The sequence below is a fragment of the Pseudomonas sp. YQ_5 genome, assembly GCF_043103305.1.
GTDB classification, from domain to species: Bacteria; Pseudomonadota; Gammaproteobacteria; order Pseudomonadales; family Pseudomonadaceae; genus Aquipseudomonas; species Aquipseudomonas putida_Y.
Genome location: NZ_JBICJS010000006.1, coordinates 19,736 through 35,972, shown reverse-complemented (window position 1 = coordinate 35,972; position 16,237 = coordinate 19,736). Strand labels below are relative to the sequence as shown.

Below are 16,237 nucleotides of genomic sequence, written 5' to 3'. Positions count from 1 at the left end.
CCTACTCCAGGGGAATCGTCAGCTGATCGATCACCGCACGTGTGTCGGGCCGCACCCCGCGCCACCAGGCAAACGCCTCGGCGGCCTGCTCCACCAGCATGCCGACGCCATCGGCCAGGCGCGCCTGGCCGTGCGCGCGGGCCAGACGCAGGAAAGGCGTGAGGCCTTTGCCATAGGCCAGCTCGTAGGCCAAGGCCGCCTCGCCCAGCACATCAGCCGGCAGTGGCGGCAAGTCAGCGGTCAGGCTCGCCGAGGTGGCGTTGACCACGATGTCGAACGATTGCCCTTCCAGCGCTTCGTAGCGGCTGATGCGCAGACGCGGGTGATCGAGCTCGTTACGCAGCGCCAGCGCCTTGGCCATGTCCCGGTTGGCGATCACCAGCTCACATGGCCCCGCCTGCAGGAACGGCAGCAACGCCCCGCGCACCGCGCCGCCAGCGCCCAGCAGCAGCACACGGCGGTTGCGCAGCGGCTCGCCAAGGTTCTGCTCGATGTCCCGCAGCAAACCGATGCCATCGAAGTTCTCGGCGACGATGCGGCCATCCTCGAACTTCAGCGCATTTGCCGCCCGTGCCAGTTGCGCCCGCTCGCTGCGCTGGTCGGCCAGCTCGAAGGCACGCAGCTTGAACGGGGCGGTGATGTTCATGCCCTTCCCGCCTTCGCTACGAAACTGCAGTACCTGGGCTTCGAAATCTTCCAGCGAGCCTTCGATAGCCCCGTATTCCAGCTGCTGGTTGCTGGCCTGGGCGAACAGGCCATGAATCAGCGGGGACTTGGTGTGGTTGATCGGCCGGCCGATCACTGCATAGCGGTCGCTCATCGTGCATCTCCATGGGTGAACAGTACACCGTCTGCCTGCAGGGCAGTGATTTCTTCGGGGCTGAAGCCAAGCCCGGCGGCCACTTCGGCGTTGTGCTGGCCAAGGTCCGGGGCCACTTGGTGGATGGTGGTGTCGCAGTCGGAAAAGCGGAACGGCAGGTTGGGCAGGCGCAGCGTGCCGTAGCGTGGATGCTGCTGCTCGATGACCATGTTGCGTGCCTGGATCTGCGGATCGGCCAGCACTTCGTCGATGCGTTGGACCTTGGCACTGGGGATGTCGATGGCATCGAGCAACGCGAGGATCTCGGCCACCCGACGCGCGCCGACCCAGTCGCGGACCACCGCCAAAATCGCCTCGCGGTGGGCGTTGCGGCCATTGAGGCTGTGGTAGCGGCGGTCGCTGCCGAACCCGGGCGGGCCGCCGTTGGCTTCGAGCATGGCCGCGAAGCGCTGCCAGGCATCGTCGACCTGGGCAGCGATCACCAGGTCGCCGTCGGCGGCGCGGAACACGCCGTACAGGGTCGAGGTGGGCATGTCGTGGCCGGTCTGTTGGGGCAACACAGTGCCACCGGACAGCGTGTAACACTGCACCGCGTATTCGTGCATCGACACCAGGGTGTCGTACAGCGCCATGTCGATGTGCTGGCCACGGCCACTGCTCACCCGGCCAAGCAGCGCGGCATTGATCGCCGCCACCGCGTGGATGCCGGTGTACATGTCACCCAGGGAAATACGCAGCAGCGGCGGTGCCTCACCCGGCACGCCAACCATCTGCATGATCCCGCTCTTGGCCTCGGCGATCAGGCCGAATCCGGCGCGGTGGGCGTCCGGGCCGGTGTGGCCGTAGGCGGAAATCGAGCAGTACACCAGGCGTGGGTTGCGCGCCGACAGCTCGGCGTAGCCCAGGCCCAGCTTGTCCAAGGCGCCGGGGCGGTAGTTCTCGATGAACACGTCGGCCGAATCGGTCAGGCGCTGCATGAACGCCTTGCCGCGGGGGTCCTTCATGTTGACGCTGACACCCTGCTTGCCCATGTTCAGTTGCAGGAAATAGCCGCTCTGCTGGTCGTCCAGGGTGAACGCATGCTGGCGGCCGGCGTCGCCGCTACCCGGCCGTTCGACCTTGATCACCTCGGCACCCAGCGCGGCCAGGCAGCGCCCCACATAAGGACCGGCGAGGAAGTGGCTGTAGTCGATGACGCGGATACCCGCCAATGGCAATGCCTGGCTCATGCTGCAGCCCTGCGCGGCACCATCAACCGGTGCTCGCCACGTTGCGCGACTTCGCCGTGCTGGTTGATCAGCTCCGAAGGCAACACCACGATGCCCCAGCCAGGTCGGCTGTTGCTCGGGCGCATCGCCCCCACCCGCATGCGCACGTGGAGCACGTCGTTGACCTTGATCGGCAGCACGAAGTCCCAGGTCCAGCCTAGCGACATGCCCGGCAGGAAGCGGTACTCGCACTGGGTCTTCAGGCCGTCGGCGATCGACAGCCCGAACAGGCCGTGGGCGACCAGGCAGCCAAAGTGGCTGGCGTTGGCGTAAGCCTCGTCGACATGCACCGGCGTGTGGTCGCCGGTGAGGTCGGCGTAGGCCAGGATGCGTTCGCGGGTCACGGTGTAGGTCGGGCTGATGCACTCATCGCCTTCGCGGGCATCGTCCCAGTACTTTTCAATCACGCTCATGCCTGCACCTCCGCGCGCGGGTCGATGGCCAGTGCCTGGGCTACGCATTTGGCCGGCAGCGCCTGGATGAGCTCCACCGCCAGGCCATCAGGCAGGCGCAGCCAGTTGCGGCCCTGGGGCATCTCACTGACGCCAAAGCGTTGGGCGGCGGCCAGCGCCGCTTCCAGGTCTTCGCACATGATGCCCAGATGCGCCAGGCGCCCTTCCGGGCCAGCGAAGTCCGGCTGGTGAATGAACTGCAGGCCGCCGAGTGTCCAGTACTGCGCCGGTTGCTCGACGTCACCCTGTACTTCACGCATGGTCATGCCACACACCTCGCTGAAAAAGCGGATATGCCACTGAATGTCCTGCACCCAGAACGCCACGTGTTCGAGGTAGGCTTTTGGCTGGCTCATGGGGTTTCTCCCTTCTGATGATCGGCCATGGCGCGCTCGATACCCTTGATGCAGGCCACCAGGGTCGCGTTGACCGGCGTGGCCACGCCATGGCGCTGGCCCCAGCGCACGACGGAGCCGTTGATGAAGTCGATTTCGGTGATCGAGTTTTTTTCCAGGCTCTGCAGCATCGAGGTGCGGAAGCTCGCCGGCAGGCCTTCGGCGGCCAGTGACCAGGCAGCCTCGGGGCTGGTCAGGCTCAAGCGGATGCCGGCGCGCTCGGCCACGGCGATGGCCTCGGCCACGGCGGCCTTGGCGGTGCTTTCCAGCAGCGGCTCGCTGTACAGCTGGCCGTAGCTGAGCATGGTGATGCCGCTCAATGCACCGGTGGCGACGTTGACCAGCAGCTTGTCCCACATGGTGCCGAGGATGTTGTCGCTGACCGTGGTGGCCAGCCCGGCGTGGTTGAACGCTTCGGCGATGGCCTGCACGCGCGGCGTCAGCTGGCCGTCGAGCTCGCCGATGAAGGTCTGTTTGCCGGCCACACCGGCACGGATCGAGCCCGGCGCGAGCAGCACGCCGCCGACATAGGTCTTGCCAGCCAGCACCCGCTCACGCCCCACCGCCTCGGCCAGGATGTCCTCGTGGCCGAGACCGTTCTGCAGCGACAGCACCAGCGTCTGCGGCCCGATCAGCGCGACAGCGCCGGCGATGGCCTCGGCGGTGTGAAACGACTTCACCAGCACAACCACCAAATCGGTCACGCCAACGTCTTCGGCTTCAATGGCCGCGTTGACCGGTACATAGCGCTCGCCCCGTTCGTCCTGCACCCGCAGCCCGTGCTGGTTCATCGCCTCGACGTGCGCGCGGCCGCGGTTCAGCAGCCAGGTTTCATGCCCTGCCTCGCTCAGGGCCGCGCCAATGGCGCAACCCAGTGCTCCGGCGCCCAGAATGCAGATTTTCACGTCGCAGACCTCCTGTGATTTGCGATCACCTTATGCAGCAGGGGTTATTTGCGCTATACAATGGCCTCAATACGACTATTGAGAATCGCAATGACGGCTACCCTGGAGGCCCTGCCCGAACCCAAGCTGCTGCAGTTGTTCGACGTGCTTTACCAATGCCGCAGCGTGACCCGCGCCGCCGAACAGCTAGGGCAGAGCCAGCCGACCATCAGCATCTGGCTGGCGCGCCTGCGCGAGCAATTGAACGACCCGCTGTTCGTGCGCACGCCGGGCGGCATGGCCCCTACCCCCCGCGCCGATCAGCTGATAGGGCCGTGCCGCGAGGTGCTGGAATCGCTGCGCCGGCTGACCGCCTGGGAGCCGCAGTTCATCGCCGCCACAGCGCAGCGGCGTTTTCGCCTGTGTGTCAGCGATGCCAGCCATATCACCTTGCTGCCAAGCATCCTCAACCATCTGCGCAGCCATGCGCCGGGTATTCGCCTGGAGGCGGCGCGGATCGACGGCAATACCGAGAGCGCGCTGGAGTCGGGCGAAGCGGACCTGGCCATCGGCTTCGTGCCCTGGCTGGGCGGGGGGATGTATCAGCAGGTGCTGTTCGAACAGGACTGGGTATGCCTGAGCAACCCGCAGCATCCACGCCTGAGCAATGGCATGAGCCTGGAGCGGTATCGGGCCGAGGGGCATGTGCAGATCAGTTTCGGCACCGGGCAGAAGCTGCTGGAAGCAGGGTTGGCGCGGGCCGGGATCGAACGGCGGATCATGCTGGAGCTGCCAGCGTTTCTCGGGTTAGGGATGATAATCGGGACTACCGATCTGCTAGGCACCTTGCCGCGGCATATCGGGCAGACACTGGCCGATATGCATGGGCTACAGGTCCATGACTGCCCGTTCGAAGTGGAGGGGTTCACGGTCAAGCAGCATTGGCATGCCCGCTATCATCAGGACAATGGAAATCGATGGTTGAGGGACGTCGTGCGCGGATTGTTTCAGCAAGCAAGCCAGGCATGATCCAGTTTCGACTTAGATAGCATTGCCCAGATAAGACCCGAATTATCCAACAGGCCAAGTCACAAGCGACGTTTGGTTAACACATCGGATAAAGCCGCACACGCGCAGGGCTGCTACAGCCTTCAGGCTCGTCTTTGGCGCCAGCAGTGAACCTTCATGGCTGGCAGGGCTCAGTTGTCCAGAGCGCGTTTGCGACGTCGACAAAGGATTGCCATGGGACATGCCTCCTCAACCGCCCTCCCCCAGGTTCGCATCGAACGTGAATTGAGCCTGCGGGCGGTGCTCACCGGCACGGTGCTGGGCATCTTGCTCACGCCCTCGAATGTGTACGCAGGGCTGAAGATCGGCTGGTCATTCAACATGTCGATCATCGCCTTGCTGGTCGGTTTCGCCCTGTGGCAGGGCCTGGCAAGGCGTCGCAACAACCGCTCCGCGTGGACGTTGCACGAAAGCAACATCAACCAGACCGTAGCGTCTGCCGCCGCCTCCATCATCTCCGGCGGGCTGGTCGCGCCGATCCCCGCCTATACCCTGCTCACCGGACACCAACTGGACCCGCTGCCGATGATGGCCTGGGTGTTCTCGGTGAGCTTCCTGGGCATCTGGATCGCCTGGTACCTGCGCCCCGCCCTGCTCAGCGACCATGGCCTGAAGTTTCCCGAAGGCATGGCGACCTTGGAAACGCTGCAGCAGATCTACAACCACGGGCGCGAAGCCATGGCGCGGATCAAGGTGCTATGCAGCGCCGCGCTGCTTTCAGCACTGGTCAAATGGGTAGACGGGTTCGTCTGGGCGATACCGCGCTGGGCGCCCACGCCGGCGCTCGAGCGCCTGACCTTCACGGTCGACCCTTCGCTGATGCTGATCGGCTTCGGCAGCATCATCGGCATTCGCGTGGGCGTGACGTTACTGATTGGCGCCGCGCTGGCCTGGGGCGGACTGGCGCCGTGGTTGATCGAACAGGCCTTGGTGGTGCTTGCTCCGAACGCCAGCGGCCCGCAGTTCGCCGCGCTGGTGGAATGGCTGTTGTGGCCTGGCGTGAGCCTGATGGTCTGCGCGACGCTGACTTCATTGTTGGTTCGCCTGTTCCAAGTGCCCCGGCGATCGCCCGCTGAACAGCGAACGCCGCGCGCCAGGATGCGTTTTAGCCCCTGGCCTGCGTCGGGGCTGCTGCTGTCCACGGCGCTGATCATTACCCTGCAGGTGTTATTGTTTGGCATCGACTGGTGGATGGCGCTGTTGAGCATTCCGTTGGCCGTGTGCCTTGCCGTGGTCGCGGCGCGCGTGGTCGGCGCCACTGGCATCGCACCGATTGGCGCCATCGGCAAGCTGTCGCAGCTCAGCTTTGGCCTGATCGCCCCCGGCCAAGTGGCGATCAACCTGATGAGCGCCAACACGGCGGGTGGCGCGGCCGGGCAATCCACCGACCTGATGAACGACTTCAAGGTTGGCCAGGCGATCGGCGCTACGCCGCACAAACAGCTGATTGCTCAGTGCGTCGGTATTTTCATCGGTAGCGTGGTCGGCGTGCTGGTGTATCGAGTGCTGATTCCCGATCCGCAGGCCTTGTTGCTCACCGAACAGTGGCCGGCACCGGCAGCGGCAACCTGGAAAGCGGTGGCGCAGACGCTGACCCAGGGGCCGGGGGCGCTGTCCTTGGAGTCGCGCTGGGCGATTGCGACTGGGAGTGCTGTTGGCGTACTGCTGGGGGCACTGGACAGCCTGTTGCCGCAACGGGCAGCCCGCTGGCTGCCGAGTACGGCGGCGCTGGGATTGGCGTTCATCCTGCCTGCATCGATCAGCCTGATGATGGGGTTTGGTGCCGTAGTGACCTGGCTGGTCAGTTGCCGGTGGCCGAGGGTGACGGAGCGGTTTGCGATTACCGCGGCGGCGGGGTTGATTGCCGGTGAGAGCATCATGGGGGTGGCGGCATCGTTTTGGGAGATGCTTCGGGGGTTGTAGATACTGCGTATCACCCCTCGCCCGCGCGGCCCATCTATCACGTCGTACAAACCAAGCTGTCGCGCGCACCTGTCACAGGCATGACTGGCCCGAAACAAACGTAGGAGCGAGCGTAGCTCGCGATGCGCCGCGCGGGCGGCGCTCGATCTCACAGGCGACGAATCCCTATCGCCAACACCTCGAAACCCAAACACAGACCCAAGCCTTCAAACACCGGCTGCACCGCCTTGGCCGAGTCCACCCCATGGTCATTGCTCAACAACAGATCACGCACTGGCCTCTTCGCGGGACACCGCTCCTACAAGGGACCGCGCCAAGCCTGAGGCCAGCGCTGCACTTGAGCGGGTTTACCGGCGAAGAGGCCCTCAAGCCTGATCACGGCTGCTGATTCTGGCTCAGAAACTTGTCCACCATCGCCGTGCCTTCCCCCGCATCCCCCGCCACCTGCCACAGCCGCCGCTCAATCCCCTGCGCCAGCAAGTGCCCCACCGCCGCTTCGATCGCCGACAGCACGCACAGCTGCGCCGGTTCATTGGTGGTATACCCCACCTCGGCTTCCAGCAGCTTCTTGAACTCGATGAACTTGAACACCCCGGCACTGCGCCCTACCGAGTAGATGGTCTTGCTGGTCATCACGTTGGCCAGCACCTGCCCGGTGCGCACGTCCACGGCGCGCAGGTTGACGGTGACCTGGTCCACCCGGTACTCACGGGAAATGTCGATCCCCAGGTAGCGGGCGCCCTCGCCGCCGCTACGCACGTTGGTGTCGTAGGCAATGATGCCGCCTTCGAGCATCAGGTTGGCGGCTTGCAGCGGTGGCAGCTCGCCCATGATGTTTTCCGCCACATCAGGCTTTTTCTGCGATGCACGGATGATCTTGCGCTCGGTCAGCAGGTTCTGCAGCCCTTCACGCTCCAGCACCACGAACCAGCCGCTGGTACTCAGTGCGTCCATCAACATGCTGGCGGCGCCCTGGGTGACGCTGGTGGAGAACGAACTGGCCGGGGTCGGCTTGTACTGCCCGGTCTGGTCGCGGAAGCCGTACACCACGGCCATCAGCCGGCCTTTGGGCCGTGGCATGTTGATCAGGTCGTAGTAAGTCGAGGCCCGAGGGGTCAGGGTCGGGGTTTCCGAGTCCAGTTCAGCCGACATGGGTTCGCGCAGGCTGCAACCACTTTGCAGGCCCAGGGCGGTGAGGATCAGCAGCGTGCTCAGCAGACGTTTCATGGTGTTCTCTCCCCAACATAAAAGCCCTTCCCTCTCAGGGGTTCAGGCCGCTGACCTCAATGATCGAAATTTCTCCTGTGGCACGATCGGTGACCTTGATGCTCAAGGCCCCGGAATCGTCGATGACGTCGATGAGAAACGCATCGGTCGCCATGCTGCCGGTGTTGCCGTTGCTGATGTTGTCCAGCAACTGCGACAACATCCGCGACTCCAGCTGGTTGCTGAACCGCTCAAGGGCTGTGGTGCCAGTAAAGGCCGAGGCACGGTCCTTGAGGTCCGGGTCGTCGTAGTCGTTCTGCGCCTGGGCGTTGTTCAACAGCCAAGTGCCGTTCAACGGGTTACCGCCAAAGGCCGGGTTGACCGGGGTGTACACCAGCTCGGTGGCCTGGGCAGCACAGGCGCTGGCCAGCAGGCAGGCGGCAATGCAACGTGGAATACGGTGGTTCATAGCTCGTCCCTCTCCAAGTCGGTGGTGTCCTGTAGCAGGCGTTGCAGCTTGCGTTGAATGATCTGCTGCTTGACCAGGTCGGCGGCGGCGACGGCCTCGTCTTTGAGCTCGGTGGTGTTCGGTGGCAGGAACCGGCGGTACACCACTTCACGCTCGAACTCCACCGTCACCAGGCTGCCCCAGCGGGCATCCGGGCGTTCGCGTACCACCAGGTTGAAGTCCAGGCGGCTGGTGGCACGCAGGCGGTCGGCGAAGTAGTAGTAAAAGTCGTGGCCGATGTGCGAGATGGTGTTATCGACGATAAAGCCCTGCATCTCGTCTTCGGCACCCGCCTTGGCGCAGGTGGCCACCCCTGCCATCAGCAGCAGGCCTAGGCACAGCGCAGCCAGGCGCTTCATGGCGTATCTCCCGGGCCCGCATTCATCTGCACACCGCGTGCACTTTCGGTAAAGGCCTGCTCGGCGACGAACTGCCAGTCGCTGTAGTGTTCCAGCCCCTCGAACCCGCTCCATTCGGCGCTGAAGCCACTGCGCTTGAAAGGGGTGGCGTCCGAGCGGCTGTAGACGCCAGTGATACGGCCGTCGATCGAGCGCAGCAGGCCCCACTCGTCGCTGTTGCTGATCGGGTCAGGGTAAAGCCTGCGGATGTGCCGTTTGGCCTGCGGGAAGCGGTTGTCCTGTAGCAGGTCGGTCAGTTCCTGGGGGTACTGGGCCAGCCCTGGCGAGGCGCGGTAGTAGCTGCGCAAGGCCTGGGCATACTGGCCGCCAACCCACAGCAACTGGCGTTCGCGGTCGCGCTGGGCGGCGCTCGCCCAGATCGTGCCGGTGGCGGCCAGGGCCACGCTGCTGACCGCAATCAGCAGCAGCACACCCAGGTAGGTGAAGCCGCCACTGGCCTTACCATTCAGCGAAGAGGCTGCCATCACGCGCCCTCCCTGTGGCACCGCTCTTGATATCGGCCACGCCGCCGGCCACGCCCTCGGGCGGTGGCACCAGCTGCCAGGCATCGTTGCGCTCGGTGATCGGGTCGACCGGCGTGTTGCGCAGGTAGCGCTGTTCCACCAGCTGTTCCAGTGAATCGGGGTAATGGCCGGTGTCACCGTAGTAGTGGTCCAGCGCCTCGCGCAGCACTGCCAGGCTTTGACGCAGGGTGGCCTCGCGCGAGCTTTCCAGGCTGTTGAAGTAGCGCGGCATGGCAATGGTCATCAGCGTGGCGATGATCGCCATCACCACCAGCAGTTCGATCAGGGTGAAGCCTTTGCTGCGTTTCATGGCTGTCACCATTGCCCGTAAGGGATGTTGTTCAGGCCTTTGCCGCGGGCCCTGGAATACACGTCGAACACGTCTTCGCCTTCGCGCGGGTTGTCTGGGCTGCTGTCGTAGGCGCGCAGCCCCCAGCCGCCTTCGTCTTCATCCTTTGCCGCCACCAGCGGGTCGTGCGGGATGCGCCGCAGGAAGTAGAACTTGGCGCCTTTGGCACTGCGCACATCGCGCACGCCCTCTACCAGCACCTGCAGGTTCGGCGGATAGCCACTGCTATCCACGCGCTTCTCGATGTAGCCGGCGTCGAAGGCCCGCTTGTAGGCATCGATGGCGTCGCGAATCTGGTACAGCGCCTCGCGCAGTTGCTGCTCCTTGCCGCGGCGTACCACGGTTTCGGTCAGCGGCGCGGCCATGCTGGCGAGCAGCCCGAGCAGTGCCAGGGTCAGCACCACCTCGATCAGGCTGAAGCCGTGCATGCGGCGCCGGGCTTTCATGGCCGTGGGCTCCCGTTGGTCGGGACGACCGCCATCTGGCTGTCCACGACCGGTGCATCAGTGGCCGGCGCGTTACCGGGCATGTCCATCGGCGCCAGTGGCGCCATCTGGCGCACCTGCATGGCCGACTCGGTGCCAGTGGGAAACTCCATGTCCGACGGGCTCTGGTACGGCAGGTTGCGCACGATACGCGGGGTGATCGCCAGCACCAGCTCACTCTTGCTCATGTCGTCCTTGTTGCTGCCAAACAGCCGGCCCAGGCCAGGGATGTCGCCAAGGCCGGGGATCTTGTTGCCGCTGGCGTTGTGGTCGTTGCGCACCAGGCCTGCCAGCACCTGGGTTTCGCCATCATGCAGGCGCAGGCTGGTCTGCGCGTTGCGGGTGTCGACCTGAACCGGAATGGTGCCCTGACGCGTGGCTTCCAGCGGCGTGGCATTACTCACCTCAAGCGCAACCTTGATTGCCACTTCGTTGTTCAGGTGCACGGTGGGCTGCACCTCAAGCTTCAGGCCGACGTCCAGGTAGGTGACGCTCTCGGTAATGACCGGGCCTTGAGTCGACGGCACCGAGGTGGCGCTGATGATCGGTACCCGCTGGCCGATGTGGATGCGCGCCTGTTCGCGGTTGCTGACGCGGATCACCGGGCTGGCCAGGGTGTTGATGTCTTTGTCCTGGGCGTTGATCTTGGCCTGCGGGGACGGCGAAATGCTGATGCGGCTGGAGTCGATGCCCCTCAGTTGGTCGAGCACACTGACCGGTTTGCCGTCGTTGCTCAGCACACCGAAGGTGTTGGGCCATTGCAGGCCGAGGTCAAGGATGCGCGAGGTGGCCACTTCCATCACTTCCACCTCCAGCACCACCTCGGGGTTGGACTGGTCCTGCGATTGCAGCAGCTTCTCGGCCATGCGCACGGCGTCCGGGGTGTCGCGCATGGTCAGGGTGTTGAGGCGCTCGTCAACGAACACGTCGCGGGTCTTGAGCATGGTCTTGACCATGTTCAGCGCGGTGTTGGCATCGATGCTGGTCAGGTAGAAGGTGCGCATGACCAGTTCCTGGTAGTCCTTGGTCTTCTGCGGCGAGTCGGGGTAGACCATCACGGTGTTGTCGTTGACGATCTTCTGGCGCAGCTGGTTTTGCTCCAGCAGCAGCGCTATCGCGTCCTCGATGCGCACCTCGCGCACGAAGATGGTGGCCTTCATGTCCGGGCGCAGGTCCTTGTCGAAGATGAAGTTGATGCCGGCCACCTGCGACAGCACTTCGAAGATGGTCTTCAGGTTGGCATCGCGAAACTCCAGGGTTACCGGCCGCTCGAGCTTGCTGCGCAATTGCGGGTACGGCTGCGCGGTGCGTGCCTGCACGTTTTCGATGTCGCTGCGCAAGGTCATGCCCTTCTGGTTCTGCGGGTCCAGACGCAATACTTCGCGCATGTAGCGTTCGGCACCGAACAGGTCGCCCTGGCGCAGCGCTGCCTGGCCAAGCGCGACGCGTTCGTCCAGAGTGCGGATCAGCTCCAGCTGGCGAATGCCTTCCTGGGCACGGCGGTTGTTCGGCTCCAGGGTGAGCACCCGGCCATAGCCCATGCGGGCGTTGGCGAAGTCGTGGCGGACGCGGTCACTGTCGGCCTGGGTAATCAGGGCCTCGACAGCCGCCTGGCGGCTGTGGGCCAGGGCGATGTTCAGCTCTGTGTCACGCGGGTCGTCGCGCAACGCCTCTTCCAGGCGGGCGATGCCGGCTTCGTACTGGCCCTCCTTCATCAATTGATCGCTGTCCTTGCGTACCGCGCTGGAGCCGCAACCGGCAATGGCCACGCACAGCGCAACGAGCAGAAACGGAGCAGGCTTGCACAGCTTTGACGACATCATGGTGCGCTCCCGACAGACAAGGTCTGCGACTGGTGCAAAGGCAGGTAGACCAGGTTCAGCTCGCTGGCCGATACCCGATCGAGGCGATAGGTGTCTTCGATCACGTCGCCTTGGCGCACGACGTAGAGTTTTTCGCCGCTCTGCAGGAAGACCTGCAGGTCGTCGCGGTCACCCATGCGGCCGATGAATTCAAATGGCAGGGCTGGGGCGGTCGGAGCGGGTGCCAGTACTGGCGCGACGACCACGGGCTGTTCGATGACCGTGGCCAGGGCTTTGGGTTGGGTCCATTGCTGGGTTGGGAACAGGTCGCGGGAAGCCTGCTCCGGCCCTTTCGCGGGCAAGCCCGCTCCCACAATGGGCGCAGCGCTTTCTGTTGCAGGAGCGGGTTTACCCGCGAAGGCCGCGACGCCGTCGTCCTGGCCAAACCAATGGTCCGGTGCCCAGGCCAGCGCCGCACTCACGCCGAGGAATCCGGCCCAGATGACTGCACGTTGTGTGTTCATCACGACCTCGACAGGTAAAGGGTCATGCGCAGGCGGGCATTGAGCTCGCTGTCGCCGATGCGTTTGCGTTGCAGCTCAAGGTCTTCCAGCACCAGGGTCGGCAGTTGCTTGAGCAGGCCTTTGATAAAGCCGCGAATCTGCGGGTAGCTGCCGCGCACAGGCAGCACGATCTGATAGCGGGCCAGCTCGGTCTTGGGATCGATGCCCAACGCGTATTCACCACGGGCCAAGCTGATGCGCTCGGCGCTGGCCAGGCGGTACAGACGCTCGATCAGTTCGCTGGCCTGGGGCTGCCCGGGCAGTTGCTGGCGCAGGCTGTCGAGGGCCTGCTGCTCTGGCTGGGCCGCAATCTTCAGCTCACCCCGCTTGACACGCCCTACCTGTACGCTGGCCTGCGCTTCGGTGGCGCGTAGTTCGCGTACGCTTTGCCATTGCGGCAGCACACCGGCACACCCCACACCAATGGCCAGCAGACCTACGGCGACCGCAGCCAGGCCTACCGGGCCGACAACGCGCAGGCGCTCATGGAGGATCAGGCTGCTGAACGATTCAAGGGCGCGCATGGCCGGTCTCCCAGGTGGCAGTGAGGGTGAAGCGCACCGGGTGCTCGGGCCGCGCAGCGAGCACCTCGTGGTTGAGCAACGACACGTCGCTGAGCTCGTCGCTGGCTTCCAGCCGCTGGTGGTACTGCAGCATCGCTTCGAGGTTGCGCGCCTCGGCAGTGATCCGCACCTGGCCCTTGCGCGCATCCGGCGTCAGACCAAGCAGCGCGACGTCGTCCTGCGGCATGGCTTCAAGCATGGCGAACAGTTGCTGCCAAGGGCGCTGCAGTTGCTGCGACACACTGCGCATCTGTGCCAGGCGCTCAGCCTGCTCCCGGCTGGCAGCGCTGTTCCTGGGTTCCGCGCTGGCCGGGCGGCGACCCAGTTGCAGTTCCAGGCTATGGACGCTGGCTTCCAGTGCCACTTGCTCGGTCTGCAAGCTTTGCTGCAGCAGCACCAGGCCGGCGACCATGGCGCTGGCAAGGACGAGCAGCGACCAAACCAGCGGTCCGCTGCGCCGTGGCTGGAATTCCAGGTCGAGGCGGCGCATGTCAGGCCACCGCCCGCCACATGGCGCACAGCGGGTCGGCTTCACTGGCTGGCTGGCACAGTTGCACGGCCGCCAGCTGCGGCATGTCGCAGCGACCCGGGGCATGCAGGTACACCCGTGGCAGGTGCTCGCCGTACAGCTCACAGGTACGCTCGATCAGTGCTTGCAGGGCCTGGTCGCTGTCAGCGCAGCCTTGTGCCAGCACTTGCTGCCAGGCACCACCGGCGGCCAGCAGCAATACACTGCGGCGCGGCTCGGCCAGCACGAACAGGAAGTCACCCTGCTCCAGCTGTGAACAGCAGCGGTTGTAGGCAGCCATCAGGTACGGCTGCACCGAGCGCAGGCTCAGGCGGCTTTCCTGGCCCAGTGCCTGCAGCCGTTGCAGCAAGGCTTCGGGCAGTGCCGTGGCGATGCGGGCCGCACCGGCAGGCTCGGGTGACAGCACGATGCGCCAGTCGTCCAACGGCTGCCCGTAGAGGTTTTCGAAGCAAGCGCGGGCATAGGCGTCCAGCTCGCGAGGGTGGCCAATGGCGTCACTCCAGGGCACCAGGCAGAAGCGGCTGTAGCGGGCGGACAGCAGCACCCGCAACTGGGCACCCCGTACCGCATGCTCGGCCAGCAGCGCTGCCAGCCCGTCGACGGCAGCATCCCAGGCCGGTTGGGTGGCGTCGCTGCTGAACGCGCGGCTGCCCAGCCATTGGTGGTGGTTCTTGTGCCAGCGACCCAGGCCGACACCCTCGGCGCCCACTACGGCGCAGTAACGGTCAGATGAATGTGACACGGTTGATCTCCTCAAGGGTGGTGCGGCCATCGCGGACCAGGTCCAGGGCCGAGGCCCGCAGCAGGCGCAGGCCGCGCTGGCAGGCAAGCGTCTTGATCTGCGCCAGCGGGCGGCGCTCGACGATCATTTGCCGCAGGTCGTCATCCAGGTGCAGCAGTTCGGCAATCGCACTGCGGCCGCGGTAGCCACTGCCACGGCACTGGCCGCAACCCTTGACGCGGACGAACGTCCAGCCGGCCACACCCTCGCGGGTCAGGCCTGAGCCATACAGGGTGTCGTCATCGTGTTCGCAGGGCGTGGCGCAGTGCGGGCAGGCCAGGCGTATCAGGCGCTGGGCCAGCACCGCGTTGAGCGCGGAAACGAAGCTGTAGGGGTCGACCTGCATCTGGCTGAAGCGGCCAATCACGTCGAACACGTTGTTGGCGTGGATGGTGGTGAACACCAGGTGGCCAGTAAGCGCCGATTGCACGGCAATCTGGGCGGTGTCAGGGTCACGGATTTCGCCGACCAGGATCTTGTCCGGGTCGTGACGCAGGATCGAGCGCAGGCCGCGGGCGAAGGTCAGGCCCTTCTTCTCGTTGACCGGGATCTGCAGCACGCCGGGCAGTTGATACTCGACCGGGTCCTCGATGGTGATGATCTTGTCCACGCCATGGTTGATCTCGCTGATCATGGCGTACAGGGTGGTGGTCTTGCCGCTGCCTGTAGGGCCGGTGACCAGGATCATGCCGTAGGGTTCTGCAGCCAACCGGCGCAGGGCGCGCAAGGTCTCGTCGGCAAAGCCCAAGGCTTGCAGCTGCACGCCGCTGACCCGGTCGGACAAGTCCTGCTTGTCGAGCACCCGCAGCACGGCATCTTCACCGAAGATGCTAGGCATGATCGACACCCGGAAGTCGATTTGCCGGTCGCCCACGGCCACCTTGAAGCGGCCGTCCTGGGGCACGCGTTTTTCGCCGATGTCCAGCTCGGCCATGACCTTGATGCGCGAGATCACCTGGTCGGCGAAGGCGCTGCCACTGGCCTTGCCAGCACCGTTGAGCACGCCGTCGATACGGTACTTGATGGTCAGGCCCTGGCCGGTCATGCCCAGGTGGATGTCGCTGGCGTGCAGCTTGAGGGCGTCGTACAGGGTGGAGTTGACCAGCTTGACCACGCGGCTCTGGTCTTCGCTGATACTGGCCAGCGACAGGCGTTGCAGTGGGTCGCTTTCGCTGCTGGCTTCGGCGTCGTGGCCAAGGGCATCGACAGCGTGGAAGCTTTCTTCATGACGTGCCAGAAAGGTGGCCAGGTCGGCGGCGTGGGCGAGGTAAAGCGGCGCGCCTTGCAGTACGTCGTCGATCCAGGCCAGGCGGGCGTGGTCGAAGGGGTCGGCGAACACGCCCAGCAGTTGGCCGCCTTGCTCGATCAGCACACATTCGCGCTTGATGCACTGGGCCAAGGCCAGCTTGTCGAAGCGTGGGGTGCTGGCCAGCAGGCTGTGGCTGTCGAGTACCGGGTAATGCAGGGTCAGGCCCAGGCGCTGGGTGAAGGTGTCGGGGGTGTCGCAGGCCAGGCGTTCCAGGCAGTCGAGCAGCCGCTCGTCAGTGGCTTGCAGACGGGCCTGGGCCAGCAGTTCGCGGGGGTAGGCGGAAATTTTTGCTGGGTTCTTCGCGGGCATACCCGCTCCCACAGGTACATCACAGGTCTGTGGGCTGCATACATCCTGTGGGAGCGGGCATGCCCGCGAAGACGTCGGTGCAGGCTTTGCAGATTCCGGGG

The 16,237-nt window shown here is 64.9% G+C and carries 20 protein-coding genes; 2 read left to right on the top strand and 18 right to left on the bottom strand.

Annotation, left to right across the window (positions count from 1 at the left end):
* Position 1: 1 nt before the first annotated feature.
* Genes aroE through ACF8EA_RS00855 form a run of 5 tightly spaced genes read right to left on the bottom strand, consistent with a single transcriptional unit; the run spans position 2 to position 3,840 of the window.
* Entirely contained in the window at positions 2-820 is an 819-nt protein-coding gene (gene aroE / locus ACF8EA_RS00875) for a shikimate dehydrogenase (protein ID WP_101196056.1), read from the bottom strand.
* Positions 817-2,049 carry a CaiB/BaiF CoA-transferase family protein gene (locus ACF8EA_RS00870; protein WP_101196055.1) on the bottom strand — a complete coding sequence of 411 codons (1,233 nt, stop codon included), beginning with the start codon at positions 2,047-2,049 and terminating at the stop codon, positions 817-819. Before ACF8EA_RS00870 ends, aroE begins: the two co-directional genes overlap by 4 nt.
* Positions 2,046-2,501, bottom strand: coding sequence for a MaoC family dehydratase (locus ACF8EA_RS00865; protein WP_392520960.1), 456 nt, complete (start codon positions 2,499-2,501; stop codon positions 2,046-2,048). Before ACF8EA_RS00865 ends, ACF8EA_RS00870 begins: the two co-directional genes overlap by 4 nt.
* Entirely contained in the window at positions 2,498-2,896 is a 399-nt protein-coding gene (locus ACF8EA_RS00860; protein WP_392520959.1) for a VOC family protein, read from the bottom strand. The genes ACF8EA_RS00865 and ACF8EA_RS00860 overlap by 4 nt, the downstream gene beginning before the upstream one ends.
* Positions 2,893-3,840 carry a ketopantoate reductase family protein gene (locus ACF8EA_RS00855; RefSeq protein WP_274148905.1) on the bottom strand — a complete coding sequence of 316 codons (948 nt, stop codon included), beginning with the start codon at positions 3,838-3,840 and terminating at the stop codon, positions 2,893-2,895. The genes ACF8EA_RS00860 and ACF8EA_RS00855 overlap by 4 nt, the downstream gene beginning before the upstream one ends.
* Positions 3,841-3,930: 90 nt before the next feature.
* On the opposite strand from ACF8EA_RS00855, the gene ACF8EA_RS00850 reads away from it, so the two are divergent.
* Both ACF8EA_RS00850 and ACF8EA_RS00845 read left to right on the top strand, forming a co-directional pair.
* Positions 3,931-4,848, top strand: coding sequence for a LysR family transcriptional regulator (locus tag ACF8EA_RS00850; protein WP_021785594.1), 918 nt, complete (start codon positions 3,931-3,933; stop codon positions 4,846-4,848).
* Between the two features lie 213 nt (positions 4,849-5,061).
* Complete coding sequence (locus ACF8EA_RS00845; protein ID WP_392520958.1) at positions 5,062-6,810, top strand: OPT family oligopeptide transporter; 1,749 nt, start codon at positions 5,062-5,064, stop codon at positions 6,808-6,810.
* 148 nt (positions 6,811-6,958) lie between these two features.
* Here the strand turns inward: ACF8EA_RS00845 and ACF8EA_RS00840 are convergent, their stop codons facing one another.
* The 13 genes from ACF8EA_RS00840 to ACF8EA_RS00780 form a co-directional block, all read right to left on the bottom strand.
* Positions 6,959-7,084: a hypothetical protein gene (locus tag ACF8EA_RS00840; protein ID WP_262982789.1), complete on the bottom strand. Its 126-nt coding sequence runs from the start codon at positions 7,082-7,084 to the stop codon at positions 6,959-6,961.
* A gap of 101 nt (positions 7,085-7,185) precedes the next feature.
* On the bottom strand, positions 7,186-8,037 hold the full coding sequence (locus ACF8EA_RS00835) for a CsgG/HfaB family protein (RefSeq protein ID WP_392520957.1): 852 nt from the start codon (positions 8,035-8,037) through the stop codon (positions 7,186-7,188).
* Between the two features lie 34 nt (positions 8,038-8,071).
* Positions 8,072-8,485: a curli assembly protein CsgF gene (locus tag ACF8EA_RS00830; protein ID WP_003247970.1), complete on the bottom strand. Its 414-nt coding sequence runs from the start codon at positions 8,483-8,485 to the stop codon at positions 8,072-8,074.
* Positions 8,482-8,883, bottom strand: a complete 402-nt coding sequence (csgE, locus tag ACF8EA_RS00825) for a curli production assembly/transport protein CsgE (RefSeq protein WP_101196051.1) — start codon at positions 8,881-8,883, stop codon at positions 8,482-8,484. Before csgE ends, ACF8EA_RS00830 begins: the two co-directional genes overlap by 4 nt.
* Positions 8,880-9,407, bottom strand: coding sequence for a type II secretion system protein (locus tag ACF8EA_RS00820; protein ID WP_101196050.1), 528 nt, complete (start codon positions 9,405-9,407; stop codon positions 8,880-8,882). The genes csgE and ACF8EA_RS00820 overlap by 4 nt, the downstream gene beginning before the upstream one ends.
* A complete protein-coding gene (locus ACF8EA_RS00815) occupies positions 9,382-9,756 on the bottom strand; it encodes a type II secretion system protein (protein WP_392520956.1) in 375 nt (124 codons plus the stop codon). Before ACF8EA_RS00815 ends, ACF8EA_RS00820 begins: the two co-directional genes overlap by 26 nt.
* 5 nt (positions 9,757-9,761) lie before the next feature.
* On the bottom strand, positions 9,762-10,241 hold the full coding sequence (locus tag ACF8EA_RS00810; protein ID WP_101196049.1) for a type II secretion system protein: 480 nt from the start codon (positions 10,239-10,241) through the stop codon (positions 9,762-9,764).
* On the bottom strand, positions 10,238-12,103 hold the full coding sequence (locus ACF8EA_RS00805; protein ID WP_101196048.1) for a secretin N-terminal domain-containing protein: 1,866 nt from the start codon (positions 12,101-12,103) through the stop codon (positions 10,238-10,240). The genes ACF8EA_RS00810 and ACF8EA_RS00805 overlap by 4 nt, the downstream gene beginning before the upstream one ends.
* Positions 12,100-12,606 carry a hypothetical protein gene (locus ACF8EA_RS00800; RefSeq protein ID WP_252459516.1) on the bottom strand — a complete coding sequence of 169 codons (507 nt, stop codon included), beginning with the start codon at positions 12,604-12,606 and terminating at the stop codon, positions 12,100-12,102. The genes ACF8EA_RS00805 and ACF8EA_RS00800 overlap by 4 nt, the downstream gene beginning before the upstream one ends.
* Complete coding sequence (pilO, locus tag ACF8EA_RS00795) at positions 12,606-13,169, bottom strand: type 4a pilus biogenesis protein PilO (RefSeq protein ID WP_103462565.1); 564 nt, start codon at positions 13,167-13,169, stop codon at positions 12,606-12,608. The genes ACF8EA_RS00800 and pilO overlap by 1 nt, the downstream gene beginning before the upstream one ends.
* Positions 13,156-13,698, bottom strand: a complete 543-nt coding sequence (locus ACF8EA_RS00790) for a pilus assembly protein (RefSeq protein WP_330508012.1) — start codon at positions 13,696-13,698, stop codon at positions 13,156-13,158. Before ACF8EA_RS00790 ends, pilO begins: the two co-directional genes overlap by 14 nt.
* Before the next feature lies 1 nt (position 13,699).
* Positions 13,700-14,479 (bottom strand): hypothetical protein, encoded by a 780-nt coding sequence (locus ACF8EA_RS00785; RefSeq protein WP_392520955.1) that lies wholly within the window; start codon positions 14,477-14,479, stop codon positions 13,700-13,702.
* The gene (locus ACF8EA_RS00780) at positions 14,463-16,136 is read right to left on the bottom strand and encodes a GspE/PulE family protein (protein WP_392520954.1); all 1,674 of its coding nucleotides are present in this window, start codon (positions 16,134-16,136) and stop codon (positions 14,463-14,465) included. Before ACF8EA_RS00780 ends, ACF8EA_RS00785 begins: the two co-directional genes overlap by 17 nt.
* Positions 16,137-16,237: the final 101 nt, after the last annotated feature.